The sequence below is a fragment of the Cyanobium sp. Aljojuca 7A6 genome, from assembly GCF_024346455.1.
GTDB lineage: Bacteria > Cyanobacteriota > Cyanobacteriia > PCC-6307 > Cyanobiaceae > Cyanobium.
Genome location: NZ_JAGQCY010000001.1, coordinates 63,526 through 80,960, shown reverse-complemented (window position 1 = coordinate 80,960; position 17,435 = coordinate 63,526). Strand labels below are relative to the sequence as shown.

At 63.7% G+C, this 17,435-nt stretch carries 24 protein-coding genes and 1 pseudogene; 13 read left to right on the top strand and 12 right to left on the bottom strand.

The genetic code is table 11. From position 1 onward, the window contains the following. Position 1: 1 nt before the first annotated feature. A complete protein-coding gene (locus tag KBY95_RS00435) occupies positions 2–724 on the bottom strand; it encodes a 1-acyl-sn-glycerol-3-phosphate acyltransferase (RefSeq protein ID WP_254962715.1) in 723 nt (240 codons plus the stop codon). A 402-nt stretch (positions 725–1,126) separates the two neighbouring features. Between KBY95_RS00435 and KBY95_RS00430 the strand changes: the two genes are divergently transcribed. Next, positions 1,127–1,786: an HD domain-containing protein gene (locus tag KBY95_RS00430; RefSeq protein WP_254962714.1), complete on the top strand. Its 660-nt coding sequence runs from the start codon at positions 1,127–1,129 to the stop codon at positions 1,784–1,786. Positions 1,787–1,853: 67 nt separating this feature from the next. On the opposite strand, the gene KBY95_RS00425 is transcribed toward KBY95_RS00430, so the two are convergent. Further along, positions 1,854–2,153, bottom strand: a complete 300-nt coding sequence (locus KBY95_RS00425; RefSeq protein ID WP_254962713.1) for a hypothetical protein — start codon at positions 2,151–2,153, stop codon at positions 1,854–1,856. Positions 2,154–2,399: 246 nt separating this feature from the next. Between KBY95_RS00425 and KBY95_RS00420 the strand changes: the two are divergent. From KBY95_RS00420 to KBY95_RS00410, 3 genes and pseudogenes are all read left to right on the top strand, one after another. Continuing rightward, positions 2,400–3,707: pseudogene (locus tag KBY95_RS00420) on the top strand (cytochrome P450). 61 nt (positions 3,708–3,768) lie between these two features. Next, entirely contained in the window at positions 3,769–4,038 is a 270-nt protein-coding gene (locus KBY95_RS00415; protein WP_254962712.1) for a high light inducible protein, read from the top strand. 45 nt (positions 4,039–4,083) lie between these two features. Beyond that, positions 4,084–4,266, top strand: coding sequence for a hypothetical protein (locus KBY95_RS00410; protein ID WP_254962711.1), 183 nt, complete (start codon positions 4,084–4,086; stop codon positions 4,264–4,266). Between the two features lie 62 nt (positions 4,267–4,328). On the opposite strand, the gene KBY95_RS00405 is transcribed toward KBY95_RS00410, so the two are convergent. The 3 genes from KBY95_RS00405 to KBY95_RS00395 all read right to left on the bottom strand — a co-directional run bounded on the left by KBY95_RS00405 (position 4,329) and on the right by KBY95_RS00395 (position 5,457). After that, positions 4,329–4,475, bottom strand: a complete 147-nt coding sequence (locus KBY95_RS00405) for a hypothetical protein (protein WP_254962710.1) — start codon at positions 4,473–4,475, stop codon at positions 4,329–4,331. A 134-nt stretch (positions 4,476–4,609) separates the two neighbouring features. Next, positions 4,610–4,795, bottom strand: coding sequence for a DUF305 domain-containing protein (locus KBY95_RS00400; protein WP_254962709.1), 186 nt, complete (start codon positions 4,793–4,795; stop codon positions 4,610–4,612). A 245-nt stretch (positions 4,796–5,040) separates the two neighbouring features. Beyond that, positions 5,041–5,457, bottom strand: coding sequence for a heavy metal-responsive transcriptional regulator (locus tag KBY95_RS00395; RefSeq protein WP_254962708.1), 417 nt, complete (start codon positions 5,455–5,457; stop codon positions 5,041–5,043). A gap of 244 nt (positions 5,458–5,701) precedes the next feature. Here KBY95_RS00395 and KBY95_RS00390 point away from each other — a divergent pair, with 244 nt between their 5' ends. Then, complete coding sequence (locus tag KBY95_RS00390; RefSeq protein ID WP_254962707.1) at positions 5,702–5,956, top strand: DUF3721 domain-containing protein; 255 nt, start codon at positions 5,702–5,704, stop codon at positions 5,954–5,956. After that, complete coding sequence (locus KBY95_RS00385) at positions 5,953–6,243, top strand: hypothetical protein (RefSeq protein WP_254962706.1); 291 nt, start codon at positions 5,953–5,955, stop codon at positions 6,241–6,243. Before KBY95_RS00390 ends, KBY95_RS00385 begins: the two co-directional genes overlap by 4 nt. 62 nt (positions 6,244–6,305) lie before the next feature. On the opposite strand, the gene KBY95_RS00380 is transcribed toward KBY95_RS00385, so the two are convergent. The 3 genes from KBY95_RS00380 to KBY95_RS00370 all read right to left on the bottom strand — a co-directional run bounded on the left by KBY95_RS00380 (position 6,306) and on the right by KBY95_RS00370 (position 9,015). Next, complete coding sequence (locus KBY95_RS00380; RefSeq protein ID WP_254962705.1) at positions 6,306–7,403, bottom strand: Acg family FMN-binding oxidoreductase; 1,098 nt, start codon at positions 7,401–7,403, stop codon at positions 6,306–6,308. Between the two features lie 131 nt (positions 7,404–7,534). Further along, a complete protein-coding gene (locus tag KBY95_RS00375) occupies positions 7,535–8,353 on the bottom strand; it encodes an ABC transporter permease (protein ID WP_254962704.1) in 819 nt (272 codons plus the stop codon). Further along, a complete protein-coding gene (locus tag KBY95_RS00370; RefSeq protein ID WP_254962703.1) occupies positions 8,350–9,015 on the bottom strand; it encodes an ATP-binding cassette domain-containing protein in 666 nt (221 codons plus the stop codon). The genes KBY95_RS00375 and KBY95_RS00370 overlap by 4 nt, the downstream gene beginning before the upstream one ends. Positions 9,016–9,066: 51 nt before the next feature. On the opposite strand from KBY95_RS00370, the gene KBY95_RS00365 reads away from it, so the two are divergent. Continuing rightward, entirely contained in the window at positions 9,067–10,014 is a 948-nt protein-coding gene (locus tag KBY95_RS00365; RefSeq protein WP_254962702.1) for an ion channel, read from the top strand. On the opposite strand, the gene KBY95_RS00360 is transcribed toward KBY95_RS00365, so the two are convergent. Further along, positions 9,935–10,954 (bottom strand): glutathione S-transferase family protein, encoded by a 1,020-nt coding sequence (locus KBY95_RS00360; RefSeq protein ID WP_254962954.1) that lies wholly within the window; start codon positions 10,952–10,954, stop codon positions 9,935–9,937. The genes KBY95_RS00365 and KBY95_RS00360 overlap by 80 nt on opposite strands. Before the next feature lie 122 nt (positions 10,955–11,076). Between KBY95_RS00360 and KBY95_RS00355 the strand changes: the two genes are divergently transcribed. After that, the gene (locus KBY95_RS00355) at positions 11,077–12,333 is read left to right on the top strand and encodes a family 10 glycosylhydrolase (RefSeq protein ID WP_254962701.1); all 1,257 of its coding nucleotides are present in this window, start codon (positions 11,077–11,079) and stop codon (positions 12,331–12,333) included. On the opposite strand, the gene KBY95_RS00350 is transcribed toward KBY95_RS00355, so the two are convergent. Continuing rightward, positions 12,334–13,953: a gamma-glutamyltransferase family protein gene (locus KBY95_RS00350; protein WP_254962700.1), complete on the bottom strand. Its 1,620-nt coding sequence runs from the start codon at positions 13,951–13,953 to the stop codon at positions 12,334–12,336. A gap of 258 nt (positions 13,954–14,211) precedes the next feature. Here KBY95_RS00350 and KBY95_RS00345 point away from each other — a divergent pair, with 258 nt between their 5' ends. After that, positions 14,212–14,868 (top strand): hypothetical protein, encoded by a 657-nt coding sequence (locus tag KBY95_RS00345; protein WP_254962699.1) that lies wholly within the window; start codon positions 14,212–14,214, stop codon positions 14,866–14,868. A gap of 526 nt (positions 14,869–15,394) precedes the next feature. Here the strand turns inward: KBY95_RS00345 and KBY95_RS00340 are convergent. Together KBY95_RS00340 and KBY95_RS00335 are read right to left on the bottom strand one after the other, a co-directional pair. Beyond that, positions 15,395–15,754 carry a type II toxin-antitoxin system VapC family toxin gene (locus KBY95_RS00340; protein WP_254962698.1) on the bottom strand — a complete coding sequence of 120 codons (360 nt, stop codon included), beginning with the start codon at positions 15,752–15,754 and terminating at the stop codon, positions 15,395–15,397. Between the two features lie 39 nt (positions 15,755–15,793). Then, positions 15,794–16,000 carry a hypothetical protein gene (locus tag KBY95_RS00335; RefSeq protein ID WP_254962697.1) on the bottom strand — a complete coding sequence of 69 codons (207 nt, stop codon included), beginning with the start codon at positions 15,998–16,000 and terminating at the stop codon, positions 15,794–15,796. Positions 16,001–16,066: 66 nt separating this feature from the next. Between KBY95_RS00335 and KBY95_RS00330 the strand changes: the two genes are divergently transcribed. From KBY95_RS00330 to KBY95_RS00315, 4 genes are all read left to right on the top strand, one after another. Continuing rightward, on the top strand, positions 16,067–16,210 hold the full coding sequence (locus KBY95_RS00330; protein WP_254962696.1) for a chlorophyll a/b-binding protein: 144 nt from the start codon (positions 16,067–16,069) through the stop codon (positions 16,208–16,210). Between the two features lie 164 nt (positions 16,211–16,374). Then, positions 16,375–16,611 carry a chlorophyll a/b-binding protein gene (locus KBY95_RS00325; RefSeq protein ID WP_254962695.1) on the top strand — a complete coding sequence of 79 codons (237 nt, stop codon included), beginning with the start codon at positions 16,375–16,377 and terminating at the stop codon, positions 16,609–16,611. A 33-nt stretch (positions 16,612–16,644) separates the two neighbouring features. Then, positions 16,645–16,890 (top strand): hypothetical protein, encoded by a 246-nt coding sequence (locus KBY95_RS00320; protein ID WP_254962693.1) that lies wholly within the window; start codon positions 16,645–16,647, stop codon positions 16,888–16,890. Positions 16,891–16,903: 13 nt separating this feature from the next. After that, complete coding sequence (locus tag KBY95_RS00315; RefSeq protein WP_254962692.1) at positions 16,904–17,347, top strand: nuclear transport factor 2 family protein; 444 nt, start codon at positions 16,904–16,906, stop codon at positions 17,345–17,347. Positions 17,348–17,435 lie beyond the last annotated feature (88 nt).

The following is a 17,435-nucleotide window of genomic DNA, read 5'->3' as shown; positions in this document are numbered from 1 at the left end:
ATTAGTGACAGCCTTGATGCAGCAGCCCAGCAATCTGATCCCAGCACGACTGGGTGAGCTGTTTCGCCAACAGACCTGCTCGTCGGCCGCCGTAATGCTGTCTTTGAACCGTGTCGATCCAAATAGGATAGCCAAACAGAAGGTGGACGCGTCGATAGACAATGGCGGAATGCCAGCCATCGCAGTTGAACAGGGGCTCTGTCGGATCAAACAGGCTGAACAGCTTCAATGGAGCCAGATTGTGCCTGTCTTCATTGGTTGAAGCGATCGCCACGGGCAGGATGGCCAAGTCATCAACCTGCGCGCGCAAAGCCAGATGGGCAAAACCACGATGAAAGGCGCTGAGTTGATTCGCCGGCTTGACTTGAACCATTGGCTGCGCGCCTTCTGGGAAAATCCCTACGGCCTGGCCTGACTCTAAAAATTCAACGGACTGCTGGAAGAACTGCTTCTGTCTGTCCTGGGGGGCATCGAGAGGAAAGGCTCCCATCGCTGACACCATGTCTCGCAATAGTGGAACCCGACTCATGTAGTGGTGGCAGGCAAACCGAACAGGACGATTCAAGGCTGTCATCAGCAAGGGAGCATCGAGCAGGCTGCGGTGGTTGCTGACAACCAGAAGTCGGCTGGTGGCCGGAACCCGATCACAGTGATGCAACGACACCTTCGTGCCAACGGCACCGATCAAGCGGCGTGATACTTGCAAGGGAGTATCCAGCCTCATGACTGTTCTGGGAGCGGCAAAGTTCACTGATGTCCTGTCCGGGTGTGAACTTCTGAATCGAACTGTGTTGACGAATGGTAACTATCTGATCCCATGGAACCCAGGCAAGGGCAATCTATTCTGAATACCTTCTGACGGCGGTTCACGCGTCTCTTTGTCTCTTCGGAATGTCGCGAGGCAAGCAGCGGGCAGTTTGATCATCAATGGATTACAACCTTAATCCTTCAGCCTGCAAAGTGCGACCAGTGGGCGGTGGCAACGTGATCTCTGGACCTGGACGCTGAGATGCCCAGGCTGCCACGCCAGGGATCCAACTCTGCAATGCACTGTCCTCAACGGCCTGTCCACTGGATCAACGGGCTGACCGTGCACTCCCCAATGGATCCCGGCTTAGGTTGAAGCATGACAACGTCCTCCCGTTACGGAGAGGCCCTGAACTGGGCGGAACAGTTGCACCAGCATCAGTCGCGTCATGGCAAGGCTGTGCCCTTTCTCGCCCATGTGATCAGCGTCAGCGCTCTGGTCTGGGAGGACGGTGGCAATGAAGATCAGGCCATCGCCGGCTTGCTCCACGACAGCATCGAAGATGCCGGCCAGAGCCAGGCCTCGATCCGGGAACGGTTTGGGAACAGTGTGGCCACCATTGTGGGCGACTGCACCGACCCCGGCAAAGCTCCCGGAGCTGCAGCAGCGGCCCCGTGGATGCAACGCAAACAACGTTTCATCGCCACGTTGCCACAGCTTCCAGACGCCTCCCTGCTCGTCACCGCCGCGGATAAGGCCCATAACTGCCGCGATCGTTTCCTTGATGCCGTCGTCGATCCAGCCAGCTGGAGCCGCTTCCCCCCCGGGTTTGATGCATCGGCTTGGTACTTCTGGAGTCTCCACAAGCAGCTTCAACCCCTGCTGCCCGCCAGTCGCTCCGTCAAGTTGCTGGGAGATGCCGTTCGCGACATGCTGACTTGTCCGCAGTTGCTGGCTCGTTTGCCACGGCAACAAGATCCCGAACAATGGGTCGCCACCTACCTGGAGCGGCCTGAAACCCATTCTGTTGGTGTCTAGCCAGCCGGTTGTGGGGTGTCCACGCGCTCGTGGTCACCCATGGGTCTGAACAGATGTCCCGATGAATTTACGTCCCGCTCTCCTTCATCAGTCCTTTTGTCATCTGATCAATCTTCTCGCCATCCTCGGCCCTGTCTTCTGCATTTGCTTTCTTCTCCGTCTGGCCTCCATCCCCTGAGACAGAGCCAATGCTGGATTGAAGCTTGCTATCGGTAGCTTGCGTTGAGGCAGGGACTTTCGCTGTTTTCGCTCCCAGGAGTGTCTGGGGTTGGGTTAAAGGGATCGACATGGCCATCACTGGAGATGCAATCAACAGAGAAGCCATGAGTATGGCTAACGAGAGAAAGGACATCAGTAAATTCTTCATGTCAACTCTTATGGAATGAACATTTCAACCCTACAGCCCATTCCTGGTTGGTCGGCATGACGTGCAGCATGAATGCATCGACGCGCTGTTCAGAGACATGGATCTTGACGCTTCATTTCCTGTTGCCACTGCCCTTGCCAATGCTTTGCATGGCCATCGCTCGGCTGCCAGGCTGGGGATTGATCTGGATGACGTCGGTTGCCCCTCGATCCCGCCACCCTTCGCCCCGTTCCAAGCACGCCAGCGATGAGCGGGGTGCTCGAGACCCTCGCCTTCTTTCGAGATCCTGATTTCGCCCGCTCACGTTTTGAGCGCTATGGCGATGTGTATGAAACAAGCCTGTTGGGGCAACGCACCGTGTTCATCCGTGGCGAGCGGGCGATCGGCGACCTGTTCGCCCAGGCAGAGGCGGTCGCGGGCTGGTGGCCGGACAGTGTGCGGCAGCTGCTGGGGCCCCTGTCGCTGGCCAACCGCAACGGTGCCGCTCACAAGGCCCGCCGCCATGTTGTGGGGCAGCTGTTCGCTTCCGCGGCCCTGAGGCGCTACAGCCCGGAGATCGTGGCGTTGGTCGAGGCGCTCAACCAGGAGCTGCTGGGTGCGGAGTCGCCCGTTGCCCTGGTGCCAAGGTTGCGGCGCTTTGCCTTCCGTGTGATCGCCACCACGGTGCTGGGCCTTGATGGCGTCGATCGCGAGTCCTTGTTTCTGGATTTTGAAACCTGGTGCCAGGGCCTGTTCTCCTTCCCGTTCGCCCTGCCCGGCAGTCCCTTCGCCCGAGCCCGTCAGGCCCGTCAGCGCCTGTTGCTTCGCCTGGGTGCCGTGCTCAAGAAGGCCCAGGCCGCCGCTGCCTCCGGCGCGCCCCTGGCCGCCGGCGGACTTGATCTGCTGGCCGGAGGTCTTGATGAGGCAGGTCTGCCCCTGGCCGACGACGACGTGGCAGAGCAACTGTTGCTATTGCTGTTCGCCGGCTACGAAACCACGGCCTCCTCGTTGAGTTGCCTGGTGCTCACCCTGCTTCAGCATCCCGCTGAGCTGGCCTGGCTGCTGGAGGAACTCGACGGCTTGCCCTGGCCACCGGCGGAAGGGGAAGCCGTGACCGACTACGACGCCCTGCGGGCCCCTCGCCTTGATGCGGTGGTGAAGGAGGTGATGCGGCTGACCCCGCCGGTGGGGGGGGGTCTTTCGTCGCATCCGGGAGCCCGTTGTCCTGGCGGGTGTGCTGGTACCGGCCGATCGGGTGGTGCAGGTGAGCATCAGCGCCAGCCACCGTCACGGTGCTGATCTGGAGGATCTGGCGGCCTTTCGGCCCCAGCGGCATCTGGGGGGAGACCCAACAGTGTTCCTGCTGCCCTACGGGGGGGGGGTGAGCGGGTCTGCCTGGGCAAGGCGCTGGCGGAGCTGGAAATCCGGCTTCTGGCGGTGGGTCTGCTCAAGCAGCTGAGCCTTGGCTTGGAGCTGGATCAGGACCTGACGCTCCTGGTCATTCCCAGCCCTTCGCCGAAGGATGGCCTGCTGGTGCGCCCACGCCGCCGAGTCACCGCTGCCGCAACCCAGTAGTTACAAGCGTCTACAACCTGCAACAATCTGTTACGGTTCTCTCATCCCTGCCGAACGCCACGTGACCCAAGCCACCGCCACTGCCCCCAGCTCCCTTGATCGCTCCTCCATCCGCGGCGCCACCGTCACCACCGAAGACGGCGGTCGCCTCAATGCGTTTGCCATGGAGCCCCGCATGGAAGTGGTGAGTGCCGAGAGCGGCTGGGGCTTCCACGAGCGCGCCGAGAAGCTCAACGGCCGCATGGCCATGCTCGGCTTCATTGCCCTGCTGGCCACCGAATTCGCCATGGGTGGTGAAGCCTTCACCCGTGGACTGCTCGGCATCGGCTGAAGCCTGTGCCGCGAGGCGGTCGTCTAACTCAACCCTGCCATTCCCATGAACCATTCGCTTTCGGTCAGCAGAGAGTTCTTTGTCGAAGCCAATTCACGGGCGATTGACAGCTGCACGGAACTTGAGGAGCTCCGCAAGGTTTCCAAATCACTGCTGAGGGCTTGGCAAGTTCAAGCCATGTTCAGCGAGATGTACGGAGCTCAGGCGCTCGGGATCCAAAAGCCCTGAGCGGTCAGCCGATAGGGAGTCATGAACTTGAGTAACTTCACGACAAGCCAATTTTGAGGCTTTCAGCCCCCAAACTTCTTGTCTAACCACTGTGTCGCCACGTACACGCCGATGAACATTGGCAGATAGGCGATCCACATGTTGGGGAGTTCAAGTTCGGAGTTGTTGATCAAGACCAGCCCCCCGTAGCTGATCAGACCATAAATCATGGCTCTACGTACAGGGCCAGCGAAGTTTTTCAAGTGAGACACACTACTGCTTTCATGCTATAGCAATGACTGGGTCATTTGGTCACCGACCAATTCGCCCCCCTCTGTCCTTGCTTGGAATGTTCAAGTCAAGCTCAGGTCGCTCCGTACCAGCGGCCGTACCACTGTGCCATTTGCTCAAACTTCTGACTCTGGCCGGACACCATGGCCTGTTGCAGCGTCTTCAGCTGCAAATGCTGGCTGGTGTTCTGGGCCATCGAGGCCATCATCACGCCCATGCGGTGGTGGGGAATCATCATCACGATGAAGCGTTGATCCATCGATGGGGAGCCCATCCGCCCCGGACCCATCCTCCCTGCTCCGATCCCTCCTTCCGGAGAGCCTCCCGCTTGGGGCGTCCCACCCTGGGCTGCAGCCCCCAGGGACAGGACGAGCACTCCAAGTCCTGCCGTTGCCGCGAGTCGGTGGATCGTCAGCGTTGCTCCATGGCTCCTGCCTGTCATCACCATGGGGACGTAGAAGCAAGCTGGACGCAGCTGTGGGTCGGTGCTTCACATGGCAGCTCTCACACCTGAAGATTGGGGCAGATCACATTGCCGTCCTTGGCGGGATCGCGCTGCCAGCCGGCCAGCAGCTCCTGCAGTTCCATTCTGAGTTGCCGCAGTTCCCTGATCTGGCCATCGATGCGTTTGATCTGGCGCCCCAGCTGTATCTCGATGTCGCCGCAGGGCAGCTCACCGGCATCGTGAACGGCCAGGCAGCCTTGGATCTCCTCCAGGCTGAGGCCAAGGGTCTTGAGGCGCCGGATGAACTCCAGGCGCCGCAGGCTCTCCTCAGTAAACAGGCGGTAGCCGCCCTCGCTGCGACCGATCGCCGGCAGCAGTCCCAGGTCCTCGTAGTAGCGCAAGGTCTTGACGGTCAGGCCACTGCGCGACGCCAGCACGCCGATCTTCATCCCAGCCGCGATGCTGATGGCCGCCATGGGCTTGACTCTCCATCTATGGGGAGACTCTAAGCTGTCGCTCTGATCTGCCCCATCCCTTTGACATGGTCCCGACCACGGCCGCCGCGGATAAGTGGGCGAAGCAGCTGAAGTTCAGCGACGTTTTAGCGATGGGCAAGGTCTCGAAGCCTTGTCAAAATTTCGCTGTTGGTCAGATGGCTGGCTTCATGGAGACATGACCCCTTCTCGTGCCCGTTTCCTTGACCCACACCGCCACCACCCGATGAACCAGCGCCAGACCAGCCGCCTGCTGCCCTACCACCGCTGGGCCTTGCTGGCTGCCTTGGCAGCGGCAGCGATCTCTCCGCTACTCACGAGCCCACCGGCTGCGGCCCACACGAAGGGCCTTTTCAAGACCAGGCAGGAAGCCGAAAAGCGCGCTGTCGAGCTCAAGTGCAAGGGGGTTTTTGCGATGGGCTCCCTGTGGATGCCCTGTGCCAACGAACAGATGCTGCACAAGGCGCTTCAAAACGAATGAACCGCCGACAACTGCTGCGCCGGCTGCACCGCACCCTCGTGCCGATGGCGGCTCTCCCCCTGTTGGTCACGGCCCTGTCAGGTTCGCTCTACAGCGCTCTATCGGCCCGCGACATCGAAGCTTTCTGGTTGATGAAGCTGCACATCGGTAACTTCGGGGCCATCAATCTTCAGCCCTATTGCTCCACCCTGCTTGGCGTGCTCACCCTGTTCGTGGCGGGTTCAGGCATTGGTTTGTGGCTGGCTCAGTGGACAGGAGGAAGGCAGGCATCGCCGCCGTCCACCTGATCAGACCTTCCGGAGGCGAACCGGCGGGAATCAGGATGATCAGCGATGCCATCAGGCACAGCTCAGACCATCACCGCCGCCAGTGGCCGACGGGCTGAAAAGGGCAGCGCCGCGCCGCGCCCGAAACGCATGACGATGTCCGGGCGCCGCCCAGGCAAGCCCACCAGGCTGGCCAGATCGGCGCGCAGCCCCGGCACCTCGACCGGTTGGTTGAGAAAGGAGCACGTCAGGCCCAGCGCTGTCGCCTGCAGGGCAAACCGCTGACAGGCCCGTCCCACCGTCACCCAATGCGCCGGGTTCGCCTCGGCCCCTACGAACACGGCGATGCCGGCGGAGGTCGCGATCTGCCGGGCATAGCGGTCCGATTCGGCTTTCACGGTGAAGACCCGATCGAACAGCCAGGGCCCCATCCACTCCGGCAGGGCCGGATTGCCGCTGGCGGCGCTGAACAGCCCATCGCCCGTGCGGAGGGCGGCGTTCGGGCTGAACCGCAGCCAGTGCTTCAACTCCGCCACGAACGCCGGATCGCCGATCTGAGCGGTGTTGCCCGCAAGGATCAGATCGCGGAGCCTCTGCATCTGCGGCCGCTCGGTGACCAGCACCAGATCGACCCCCGGAACCGTTGCCGCCCCTCTCAGCTGGGCCAGCTCGGACCTGCTGAGGTTCGACCCGTCGTAATCGGCTCGCGTTGACTGCCGGTGCGGGATCGCCTCAAACAGGGCCTGGTCGCCGCCGTTGCCAGTCCCGAAGCGGAACCGCACCTGGCCGCCGCCGGCTGGATCGAAGTCGAGGGCACCGGCCCGGCCCGCGGCGCCCGCCGCCAGGGCCAGGTTCTCGGCGGCACAGCCCAGCGACACGAACACATGGTGATCGTCGGGGTCGACCACTGGGGTGCGTCGCGCGAGGTCCGGAAGGATCGTGATCCCCGTGTTGTCGGGGCGAAACAGCCAGGCCTGGGTGTTGTGTCCGTTGGGGGCCAGGGTCGCGTATCGGATCAGATCGCCGGTCTCCGGTGCTGTGGTGGGTCGCCGCCGCATCGCGGCAACGGCAGCCTCGTAGTCGGCCATCGAGCCCATGCCGTTCCTTTTCGCCCAGGCCGCTCCGCCCGCAGCCACGACGGCAGCACCGGCCCCCAGCAGAAGTTCCCTTCGCATCACCATCGCAGGTCCCACTGGGTCAGGATCGGTGGCGCCTTGCGGTGCCACAGGCCCGGACCTTCAACGTACGGTCCGTTTCACGGCTCGACGCACCATCGGCATCGACAGCGCCTGGCGTTCGGGCCGGCCACTCCCTAATCCCGCTCGCCAACCTTGACCAAGCGATCGAGCCGCAGTTGATGGTCGGCGCTGGTCAGCCGTCCATAGGCCAGGCCCACGACACCGAACACCCCCAGCGCCGTCGCCGACGCAATCATGAACAGGATCACGATCTGGTAGCGGACGGCTGCCGCCGGCGCCGCTCCCTGGAGGATCTGTCCGGTCATCATTCCCGGCAGGCTCACCAGTCCCATCACCATCATCGCGTTGATCGTCGGGATCATCGCCACGCGGATGGCGTCGCGCACCACCGACTGACAGGCCTCCCAACGGGTCGCTCCGAGGGCCAGGTCCGTTTCGACCTGGTCGCGCCCGCTGCGCAACCCCTCCATGAAGCGATCCAGGCCCAGGGAGAGGCCGTTGAGCGTGTTGCCCAGCACCATGCCCAGCAGGGGAATCAGATATTGGGGGTTGTACCAGGGTTGGGGCTGGATCAGCCCCGTCACGGCCAGGCCCGTCACCAGTGCCGAGGAGGCCATCACGGATAACAGGCTGTTGAGGTAGATGCCGACAAAGCGATGCCGGGTGCGTTGCACGGCGGACACCCCCGCGATCATCGCCATGGCCGCCCCCACCAGCACGATCAGCGGCGCCTGGTCCTGGCGGAACAGCCACTCGAGCACGAAGCCCACCAGCAGCAGCTGCACCACCATGCGGACGGAGGCCAGCAGCAGGCTGCGGCCGAGGCCCAGGCGCAGCGCCGCCGAGAGGCCCACGTTCACCAGGATCAGCAGGGCGGACAGCGCCAGCTGGCCATCACTGATGCTCAGGGCGCCGGAACTCAGGGGTGTCATGGCTGCAGTTCCAGGGTGCGGTTGGCGAAGCGGTGGATCTGCTCGCCGTCATGGCTGATCAGCACGACGGCGCGTGGGCCCGCAGCAAGCCAGGCGATCAGCAGGGCCTCGACGGCGGCGGTGGTGACCCCGTCGAGGGAGGCGGTGGGTTCATCCAGCAGCAGCACGGTGGGATCGAACTGCAGGGCCCGCAACAGCGCCAACAGCTGCAGCTCGCCGCCGGAGAGCCGTTCGGCGTCGTAGCTCAGGAACGTTGAATCGCGCCCCAGTGCCGCCAGCCAGCCTGTGATTCGCCCACAGCACCAACCACTACCGCCTCGATGCTCCCGAAACCGCCAGGGCGCGCGAAGGTTCGCCTCCACCGTTCCCCCAGCGGCAACCGGCCGCTGGGCCAGGTACGCCACCATGGCGCGCCAGCGCGGCAGACCCCAGGCCGCCGGCGGGCGCCCCCGCAGGCTGAGCGTCCCGGCCTGCGGGGGATCGAGCAGAGCCAGGGTCCGCAGCAGCAGGGTTTTGCCTGCCCCCGAGGGGGCCACCAGCCCCAGTCGATCACCGACCGCCAGCTCAAGATCCAGCTGGCTCCAGAGCAGTCGAGCCCCCAACCGCCGCTCGAGACCCAGAGCGCTCAGGATCGGGGAACCGTCATTCGTGGCCGAGTTCATCCGTTGGCCCAGGAGATGGGGCGGAAACGGCAGCGCCAATGCTGGCAGTGGATGGGGCAACCGGTCGAACGTCGCCACCGGATCCGTTCGGTGCGGCTGCGCCAGCGGGGAGGGGTGCTGCATGCGGAAGAGTTGCAGGGCTGGCACCGCCACTGGCGGGAGCCCTATCGCTTCATGCTGGCCATTCCCTGGCCTGGCTTTCTGCTCAGCATCGCCGCCAGCTACCTGCTGCTCAATCTCGCCTTCACGCTTCTGTATGCGTTGGATCTCGATGGCATCGGCGGGGCCCCTGACGGGCAGCGCCTCTCGGTTCTGGACGCCTTTTTCTTCAGCGTCCAGACCCTGGGCTCGATCGGTTACGGGGTGCTCCATCCCAGCAGCCTCTGGGTGAATCTGGTGGTCACGGTGGAGGCGTTGTTCGGGCTGCTGTTCATTGCTGTCACCACCGGTCTGGCCTTTGCCCGCTTCTCCCGCAGCCGCGCCCGCCTGCGCTTCAGCCGCGTGGCCACGATCGAACCCTGGCAGGGATACCCCACCCTCACCTTCCGGGTCGCCAACGTGCGCCAGAACAGCCTGGTGGATGGGCGAATCCGGGCCTCCCTGGCGATGAATGAGGAGAGCAACGGCCGCAGGATGCGCCGCCTGGTGCCCCTGCCGCTGGTGCGTGATCAGTCGATCAGCTTCCAGCTGATGTGGACCGTGATGCACCGCATCGACCACCACAGCCCCCTCTTCGGCCTCGCCAGGGAGGAACTGGAGCAGCGCCAGGCCGAAATCCTGGTGGCCTTCCAGGGACTCGATGAGATCCTGCTGGCACCGGTGCACTTTCGCTGCAGCTACGGGGCGGCGGACCTGCGCCTGGGGGAACAGTTCCGCGACATGGTGCGGCTGGAGGACCCGGACAGCGTCTGCCTCGATTTCAGTCGCTTTGATGAGACCGATCCGCAGGATTCGGCAACCCGCCCAGATGTTCCCGGTCATGGGGAGCCAGCAGATTGATCTCCGGACCCAGCGGCACCACGCCCGTGGGATTGATCATGGTGTGACTTTGGTAGTAGTGCCTTTTGATGTGCGCCATATTCACCGTTGGCGCCACCCCCGGCAGCTGGTAGAGATCGCGGCAGTAGGCGAACAGATGGCGGTAATCAACCAGCCGCCGAAGGTTGCACTTGAAATGCCCCACATAGACCGGATCGAAACGCACCAGCGTGGTGAAAAGGCGCCAGTCCGCCTCCGTGGGCGTGCTGCCCAACAGATAACGCCGGCCGGCCAGCTGAGCGTCCAACCAATCCAGGCTGGCGAACAGTGGATCCAGGGCCTCCTCGTAGGCCGCTTGGGTGGTGGCAAAACCACAGCGATAGACCCCGTTGTTGACCGTGCGGTAAATCCGTTCATTGAGGCGGTCGATCTCCTGGCGCAGCGCCGGAGGATAGAGGTCCCCGTCCAGGGCGCCCAGGTGATCGAAGGCGCTGTTGAACATGCGCAGAATCTCTGAGGATTCGTTGCTCACGATCGTGCGCCGTTGCCTGTCCCACAGCACCGGCACGGTTACGCGGCCGCTGTAATGGGGATCGGCCACGGTATAGAGCTGGTGCAGGGCCTCAGCGCCCTCGTTGGGATCCGGCACCACCCCCTCCCCCGCCTGGAAGGTCCAGCCCTGGTCGCCCATGAACCAGTGCACGACGGAGAGCGGGATCAGATCGCCCAGTCCCTTGAGGGCGCGCACGATCAAGGTGCGATGGGCCCAGGGGCAGGCCAGCGAGACGTAAAGGTGATAGCGGCCGGCTTCGGCCCGAAATCCGGCCTCACCGCTCGGACCGGCCGAACCGTCCGGGGTGATCCAGTGCCGGAAGGCGGCCGCTGATCGCTCGAAGCGACCGGCGCTTTTGCCGGTGTCGTACCACTGGTCCTTCCAGACCCCGTCCACCAGCAGGCCCATCTCGGTCGCCATCGCGCCCGCAGACCCTAATGGGCCTGTTTCGCCACCCGTTCGCCTGGCAGGCGGTGGCCGCTGCAGGTGGGAATCGGCCCCATGGTGGAGGGATCAGCAGCGCCGATCCCGTGACGCCACGCCATGGTCCTTTGCGCTGGATCGCGCTGGCCCTCTGCGGCTGCCTGCTGTCTGGGCTGCTGGCGAGCCTGTCGCCGCTGTCGCCTGCAGCACAAGCCCAGGCCAAACCCGTGGAACTGCGGGGGGTGTGGCTCACCGCTAACGACATGCCGGTGCTGCGCGATCGCGGCCGCATGCAGGCCGCGGTGAACCAGCTGGCGGTGCTGGGGTTCAACCGGCTGTATCCGGTGGTGTGGAACAGCGGTTTTGCGTACTACCCCAGCCGTGTGAGCCAAGATCGCCAGCTGCAGGACTTCAGCTTCAGGGGCCTGCAAGGGCAGGACATCCTGGGCGAACTGATCAGCGCCGGCCGCAACCGGGGGCTGAAGGTGATCCCCTGGTTTGAATTCGGCTTCATGGCGCCGCCGGATTCACCGCTGGCGCGTCGGCACCGCAGCTGGCTGACCCAGAAGCGCGATGGTGGGCTCACGTCGATCAGCGCCGCCGGAACGGTGGTGTGGCTCAATCCCTTCCGGCCGGAGGTGCAGCAGCTGATCACCGACCTGGTGCTGGAGGTGGTGAGCGACTACGGCGCCGATGGCATCCAGTTCGACGACCACATGAGCCTGCCGAGGGAGTTCGGCTACGACCCCTTCACCACGGCGCTCTACCGCAAGGACACCGGCAAGGATCCACCGGCCAACCCCGAGGACCCCGCCTGGGTGAAGTGGCGCGCCGACCGGATCACCGCCTTCCTGGAGCGCCTGGCCCTGGCGGTACGCACGGCTCGCCCAGGCGCCCTGGTCTCAATCTCGCCCAACTACTACGACTTTGCCTACAAGCTGCAGCTGCAGGACTGGCGCGAGTGGGTGCGGCGTGGCATCGCCGATGAACTGCTGGTGCAGATCTACAGACCGGACCTGGAGAGCTATCGGCCCCACCTCAGCCGGCCGGAGGTGCAGGAGGCCCGCCAGCGCATCCCCACTGCCATCGCCGTGATGAGCGGCCAGCGCAACCGACCCACACCTCTGGCGTTGATCGTTCAGAAGGTGGCCGCCAACCGGGCCCAGGGCCTGGGGGTGGCGTTCTTCTACTTCGAGAGCCTGTGGAGCCTGGGCCCTGAGCCAGCGGAGGCCCGCATCGAAGGTCTGGCCGAACTGCTGGGGGCTCAGGAGCCACCAGCCCACCGCGTTCCGCCGCCGCCTCCACCGCTCAACACGTCCTCCCTGCCAGGGCAGCCATCGCCGCGTTCATCCAAAAGGCCTTGATCACCAACCCAGCGCCACGCCATCGAGCCGGCGGTCCACACCACATTCCAGACAGGGGCCGATCCCGCCTTCGCCTCTGTGGATGCGCACCATCTGGGCAGCACCCATGAAATCAGGTGCCGTGCCCAGTTGATGGCCCCGCGACTCCAGATCCCGGCGCACCGATTCGGGGAACTCCGCCTCCAGGCTCACCTGATCGTTGGTCATCACCACCCGGAACCGTGGCGCATCGACAGCCTGCTGGGGATTCATGCCCAGCTCCAACACATTCACCATGGTCTGCAGCTGCCCCTGGGGATGGTTGTTGGCTCCGATGCAGCCGAGCAGGAATTCCGGCTGGCCGTTGCGCAGCACCAGCCCGGGAAGGATGCTGTGACGGGGCCGCCGGCCGGCGGTGAGTGCATTCGGGTGCCCGGCCTGGGCGGAAAACTGCGCCGCGCGGTTGTTCAGGATCACCCCTGTATCGCCGGCCATCAACCCAGAGCCGAACGCACCGAAGAGGCTGGTCATCAACGACACCATGTTCCCCTGGGAATCCACGGCACAGAGATAGGTTGTGTCGCTTGAGCTGGCACCGACAGCGCGCTTGAGGGACAGCGCCTGTTTTCCGATACGACCGCGTGCCTCTGCCAGCCCCTCAGGTGAGAGTGCCCGGCGGACCGTCTCGAGCATGGGCTCATTGGGCTCTCCCAGATTGTCGATGGCAAAGGCGAAGGCCATCCGCAGAGCCTCGATCTCGTGGTGCAGCCGATCGGCAGGATCCCTCCCGGCCAGATCGAAGCCATCCAGGATGCCGAGGGCCTGCAACGCCACCGTTCCCTGGGAATTGGGGGGAAGGGCAAGCACGTCGTGGCCGCGATAGGACACGGACAACGGCTCCACCCACTGCGGCTGAACGGCGGCCAGGTCGTCGCAAGTGGTTGGCACGCCATGGGCCGTCAACGTCTCGGCGATGGCGGTGGCCACGGGCCCCTCATAAAACGCTTCCCTGCCATCACGGGCCACCCGTTCGAGGGTGTCAGCCAGTTGGGGGAAGCGCCTCAGCTCTCCGGGCTGGGGCGCACGACCCTCGGGGAACAGGATGGCGAGGAAATCGGCAGAAGCGGAGCGCCGCATCATGGGCTCCGCGAACTGCCAGACCCCGGCGATCGACTCTCCAACCGGGTACCCCTCGCGGGCATAGCGAATGGCGGGCTGCCACAACGGCTCCAGCGATCGAGAGCCAAAGCGCTCCTGCAGCGCAAGCCAGCCGGCCAGGGCGCCCGGCAGCGTCACGGAGGTGGCGCCATGGTCAGGCACGAACGGCCCGGGCCCAATCCGCTCCAACGAGGCACCCGATGGCGCCGGGCCACTGCCGTTGAGGCCATACACACGCTGGTCGGTGGCCGACCAGGCCAAGATCATCGTGTCGCCGCCCAGACCGCTGAACATCGGCTCGACCACAGCCATCATCCCGGCCATCGCCACGGCGGCATCGAAGGCATTGCCCCCATCCCGCAGAACACCAAGACCGACCTGTGTGGCCAGCGGTGAACTGGAGGAGGCGATGCACTCGCTGGCAAACACCGGCGAACGCTGGTTCAGGAACCAAAAGGGGTTGTTGCCTTGGGATGCAGACATGGCAGAAACGCTCTCATGCCATCAAAGCGCAGCTTTGGTGCCCATTCCAATCCTCTCCAGCTGACGCTGATTCCTGCTGGCCAGATCGTCATCCGCCCTGACAGGGGTCGATTCTGGCCCCAGCGATCGAATCAGCGGTCATTGCATTGCCGCCAGAAAGGTCTGGCGACATTGATCTGCTTCGCAAGGCGGCCAGTCAATGGGTTGACCGGTTTTTGGCGGCCCCTATCCTTCACCAATCAATCAGAATGAATCCAAATGCCCGCCGGCGTTTTGAAGCGTAACTGGGAGCTCCTTCTGTTGTTGTTGGTTGCTCTGCTTCAGTACGTTTCTGGGCATACATTCAGTGCCACTGGCCATCGAAACAGCAATGACTTGCTTATCGGTCAGTCTGTTGCCGTTCTCATCCAGTTTCATCAACGTGTCGTGCCTGTCCTCCTGCCGGCCGTGCTCGTTGTCCTTCTGTACTGCCTGTTCAACCCCAGCTGCTCGCGTTCACGCCGGATCCTGATCGACGCTATGGCGGTGGCGTTCATGGGCAAGATCGTGGTGATCTTCTTTCTGCTCAACCTGCTGATTCTTTTTCCTCCGTCTGATCGTGTTATGCCCATCACGCAGCTGTTGCTTTTTTTGCCATGTCTGCTGCTGATGTGGGGATGGATCTACTGGCGGATGGATATCAGCTCCACCGCCCGCAATGGCAAGCGAATCTTCCTGTTTAAAATGTCTGCCGATGAGTCGCCTGGTCCGTATGATTATGTGCTTGCTTCCTTTACATCCTTGATCTCAACGACACTGGGTGGATTCACCGGGGAGACTCGCGCAGCTCGGACATTGATCTTTCTGCATGGCCTGATGATGTGGGACATCATGGGATTGACGCTGTCTCGGGCCATTTCTCTGGCAGCTTTCTGATCCCGCCTGCATTTCTGCACCCACAACAAAGCCCGGAGCGTTGGCCCCGGGCCTTGGGATTCTTGGGTTGAAGGTTCGGAGCCGCTGGCGCTGGCACCTGGGGCCAGGTGTCTAGTGGGACGTTCCGTTGGGTCCGGGGCACCTGTCTGCGTTGGAGTGAGCGGTGCAGTGGACGGCGAGACCGTTGCGAGAGCAGCCGTGTCACACCTGGAACGTCAGGAGATCCGTGGAGAGTGTTGGAGCAGGGGCCGGATCGTCAGCGCGCTCCTGGTGCCTGCTCCGGGGGGGTGTCTTCCGTCATCGAAGCCTCCGAATCCCTGTGCCATCACCATCGTTCAGCCCACTGATGCGGGCAACACCTTCTGGGTGATCGACACCTGTCTTCATTGGCGGCAACGGGTCTTCATGAAGGGGGCAGCGGCGGCCTCGGCCTTGGCGATGAGCAGGACCGATGTTGCGTCTATCAGCAGCGCCTCGCCGTAGTGCAGCGCCCGTGGGCGCTGGGGTGCTGGAGGCTGAGGAGTGATCACGGCTCGCCTTCCCCCTGCCATGGGTTGACCACCATGAGTGGAAGGTTCGCCACATCCCTGAGGTTGCGGGTGATCAGCACCAGGTTGTGCTCCAGAGCTGTGGCGGCGAGCAGACAGTCGATCGCCGGCAGCGTCCTGCCCATCTCTGCCAGGAACCGCCCCCAACGGTGGGTGATGGCCGCATCAATCGGCAGGACCCGCCCAGAGAAGAACGCCGGTCGCTGCTGCTCCAGCCAGCTCCTCAGGGCCAGCTGCCGCGATGGGCGCTGCTCAAACCACTGCACCACCCGGGCCTCCGGCTCGCGGCGGTGTAGCTCGGAGATCACCTTGGTGTCGATCAGGTAGCCCGCAGCCATGTGTCAGAGGTCCATGTCCCCCGGCAGATCCAGGCACCGCTACAGATCCAGCTCTTCGGCCTCCACCACCGGCTCACCATGGGAGGGGAGCTGCTGCGGCTGCTTCTGGGCTCGCTTCACCAGCTCCGACAGCGGGCCTTGGTTTGGCGGATCGCCCAGCCCGTCACGACCAGGATCTGAGCGGCCCACCGGCCAGCAGCCCCTCCTGACCGTTCCTGCCGCCACCACCGCTGTAGTCCCCAGCACGCCGGAAGCCGGCTTGACAAGACCCTTTACAAGCTGTTACATTTGCCGAAACAAACCGTCACACACATGACTGACTCCACTTCCCGCTTCGGCTTCGTCGCCTTCGCCGAAACCTGGAATGGCCGCCTGGCCATGCTCGGCTTCGTGATCGGCCTCGGCACCGAGCTGCTCACCGGCCAGGGCATTCTTTCTCAGATCGGTCTGGGTTGATCGCCATGGCCACCGACTACACCCCGGCCATCAACGTCGTCGTCGCCCTTGTGGTGCTGCTCACCGGCATGGTCACCTTCGTGCTCAGCCGCCCCAGCGACCTGGAACCCAGAACCCGCTGATCAGCTGACGATCAAATCATTTTCTCCCTTAGCCAAAGCCCCATGACCAACACTCCCGCCAACGCTCCCTTCCTGCAGGACAACAGCGAGCATTCCATTCATATGGAGCAGCTCAAGCGTGTTGAGCTGTTCAATGGCCGCGCTGCCATGCTTGGCCTGGTGATCGGTGTTCTTACAGAAGCCATCACCGGTTCCGGCATTGCCCATCAGATCGGCCTTGGTGCCCTGACCGACGGCTACGCCGCCTGCCGCACCCAGTTCCTGCCGTTCTGTTTCTGATCGCCCCCTCCTGATGCTGATCACCCAGTTCTGATGCTGATCCCGCTCCCCCTTTGTCCTTTCACGGCCGCCCGGATCGCCGGTCTGCAGGCCACGGTGCTGCTGCTCCTCACCCTGCTGATCAAGGCCAAGGTGCAGATCAAGGCGGCATCGGCCCTGGGCCTGTTCCTGCTGGCCCTCCAGACCCTGGTGTTCCTGGCCGCTGCGGGAGCCTTGGGTTTGGTGGCCATTGGCGGCGCGGTCCTGGTCATGAACCGTCCGCAGTCGGCGGAAGCCTGAAGCCACCACGGCCATGACCGACGCGCTGCAGCCACCTCTGGGCGAGGCCTCACTCAGGGCCCTGTTCACCAAGCCCTACGGCGCCCCCGGTCCCACGGCGCAGCAGTGGCGGGCCGTCTACGACGAGGACGTTCATTTCCAGGATCCGACCCAGGAACGGCGAGGCCTCAGCGCCTACATCGTCGCCCAGGAAGGACTGATGCAGCGTTGCGACGACGTGTTCCTTGAGCCTGTCGCCGTGGCCATCTCCGGCGACACGGCTTTCGTGGAGTGGACCATGGGTCTGAAGATCAAAGGCATCGAATTCGTCTACCCCGGCACGACCCGGCTTCGCTTCGGCGCCGACGGCAAGATCGTCGAGCACCGCGACTATTTCGATTTCGTCGGCCCCACCTTTGCTCCGGTGCCGCTGGTAGGGGGCTTTGTTCGCTGGCTCTACGGGCGGTTTGTGGCCTGAAGGCCGCGGCATCGTGGTTGGCCTTGCCCGCGGCCAGTCCCTCGACCCGAGTGTCGTCCCTTGACTGGTGCCTTAGTCCCTTAGGATA

Excerpts from the sequence above, each read along its gene's own strand:
- KBY95_RS00365 (WP_254962702.1), top strand. The coding sequence starts at position 9,067 with ATGGGGCAACCGGTCGAACGTCGCCACCGGATCCGTTCGGTGCGGCTG.
- KBY95_RS00370 (WP_254962703.1), bottom strand. The coding sequence starts at position 9,015 with ATGAACTCGGCCACGAATGACGGTTCCCCGATCCTGAGCGCTCTGGGT.
- KBY95_RS00360 (WP_254962954.1), bottom strand. The coding sequence starts at position 10,954 with ATGGGCCTGCTGGTGGACGGGGTCTGGAAGGACCAGTGGTACGACACC.
- KBY95_RS00345 (WP_254962699.1), top strand. The coding sequence starts at position 14,212 with ATGCCCGCCGGCGTTTTGAAGCGTAACTGGGAGCTCCTTCTGTTGTTG.
- KBY95_RS00385 (WP_254962706.1), top strand. The coding sequence starts at position 5,953 with ATGAACCGCCGACAACTGCTGCGCCGGCTGCACCGCACCCTCGTGCCG.
- KBY95_RS00425 (WP_254962713.1), bottom strand. The coding sequence starts at position 2,153 with ATGAAGAATTTACTGATGTCCTTTCTCTCGTTAGCCATACTCATGGCT.
- KBY95_RS00350 (WP_254962700.1), bottom strand. The coding sequence starts at position 13,953 with ATGTCTGCATCCCAAGGCAACAACCCCTTTTGGTTCCTGAACCAGCGT.
- KBY95_RS00435 (WP_254962715.1), bottom strand. The coding sequence starts at position 724 with ATGAGGCTGGATACTCCCTTGCAAGTATCACGCCGCTTGATCGGTGCC.
- KBY95_RS00430 (WP_254962714.1), top strand. The coding sequence starts at position 1,127 with ATGACAACGTCCTCCCGTTACGGAGAGGCCCTGAACTGGGCGGAACAG.
- KBY95_RS00395 (WP_254962708.1), bottom strand. The coding sequence starts at position 5,457 with ATGGCGGCCATCAGCATCGCGGCTGGGATGAAGATCGGCGTGCTGGCG.
- KBY95_RS00330 (WP_254962696.1), top strand. The coding sequence starts at position 16,067 with ATGACTGACTCCACTTCCCGCTTCGGCTTCGTCGCCTTCGCCGAAACC.
- KBY95_RS00390 (WP_254962707.1), top strand. The coding sequence starts at position 5,702 with ATGAACCAGCGCCAGACCAGCCGCCTGCTGCCCTACCACCGCTGGGCC.
- KBY95_RS00340 (WP_254962698.1), bottom strand. The coding sequence starts at position 15,754 with ATGGCTGCGGGCTACCTGATCGACACCAAGGTGATCTCCGAGCTACAC.
- KBY95_RS00375 (WP_254962704.1), bottom strand. The coding sequence starts at position 8,353 with ATGACACCCCTGAGTTCCGGCGCCCTGAGCATCAGTGATGGCCAGCTG.
- KBY95_RS00405 (WP_254962710.1), bottom strand. The coding sequence starts at position 4,475 with ATGATTTATGGTCTGATCAGCTACGGGGGGCTGGTCTTGATCAACAAC.
- KBY95_RS00410 (WP_254962711.1), top strand. The coding sequence starts at position 4,084 with ATGAACCATTCGCTTTCGGTCAGCAGAGAGTTCTTTGTCGAAGCCAAT.
- KBY95_RS00380 (WP_254962705.1), bottom strand. The coding sequence starts at position 7,403 with ATGGTGATGCGAAGGGAACTTCTGCTGGGGGCCGGTGCTGCCGTCGTG.
- KBY95_RS00315 (WP_254962692.1), top strand. The coding sequence starts at position 16,904 with ATGACCGACGCGCTGCAGCCACCTCTGGGCGAGGCCTCACTCAGGGCC.
- KBY95_RS00325 (WP_254962695.1), top strand. The coding sequence starts at position 16,375 with ATGACCAACACTCCCGCCAACGCTCCCTTCCTGCAGGACAACAGCGAG.
- KBY95_RS00320 (WP_254962693.1), top strand. The coding sequence starts at position 16,645 with ATGCTGATCCCGCTCCCCCTTTGTCCTTTCACGGCCGCCCGGATCGCC.
- KBY95_RS00400 (WP_254962709.1), bottom strand. The coding sequence starts at position 4,795 with ATGGATCAACGCTTCATCGTGATGATGATTCCCCACCACCGCATGGGC.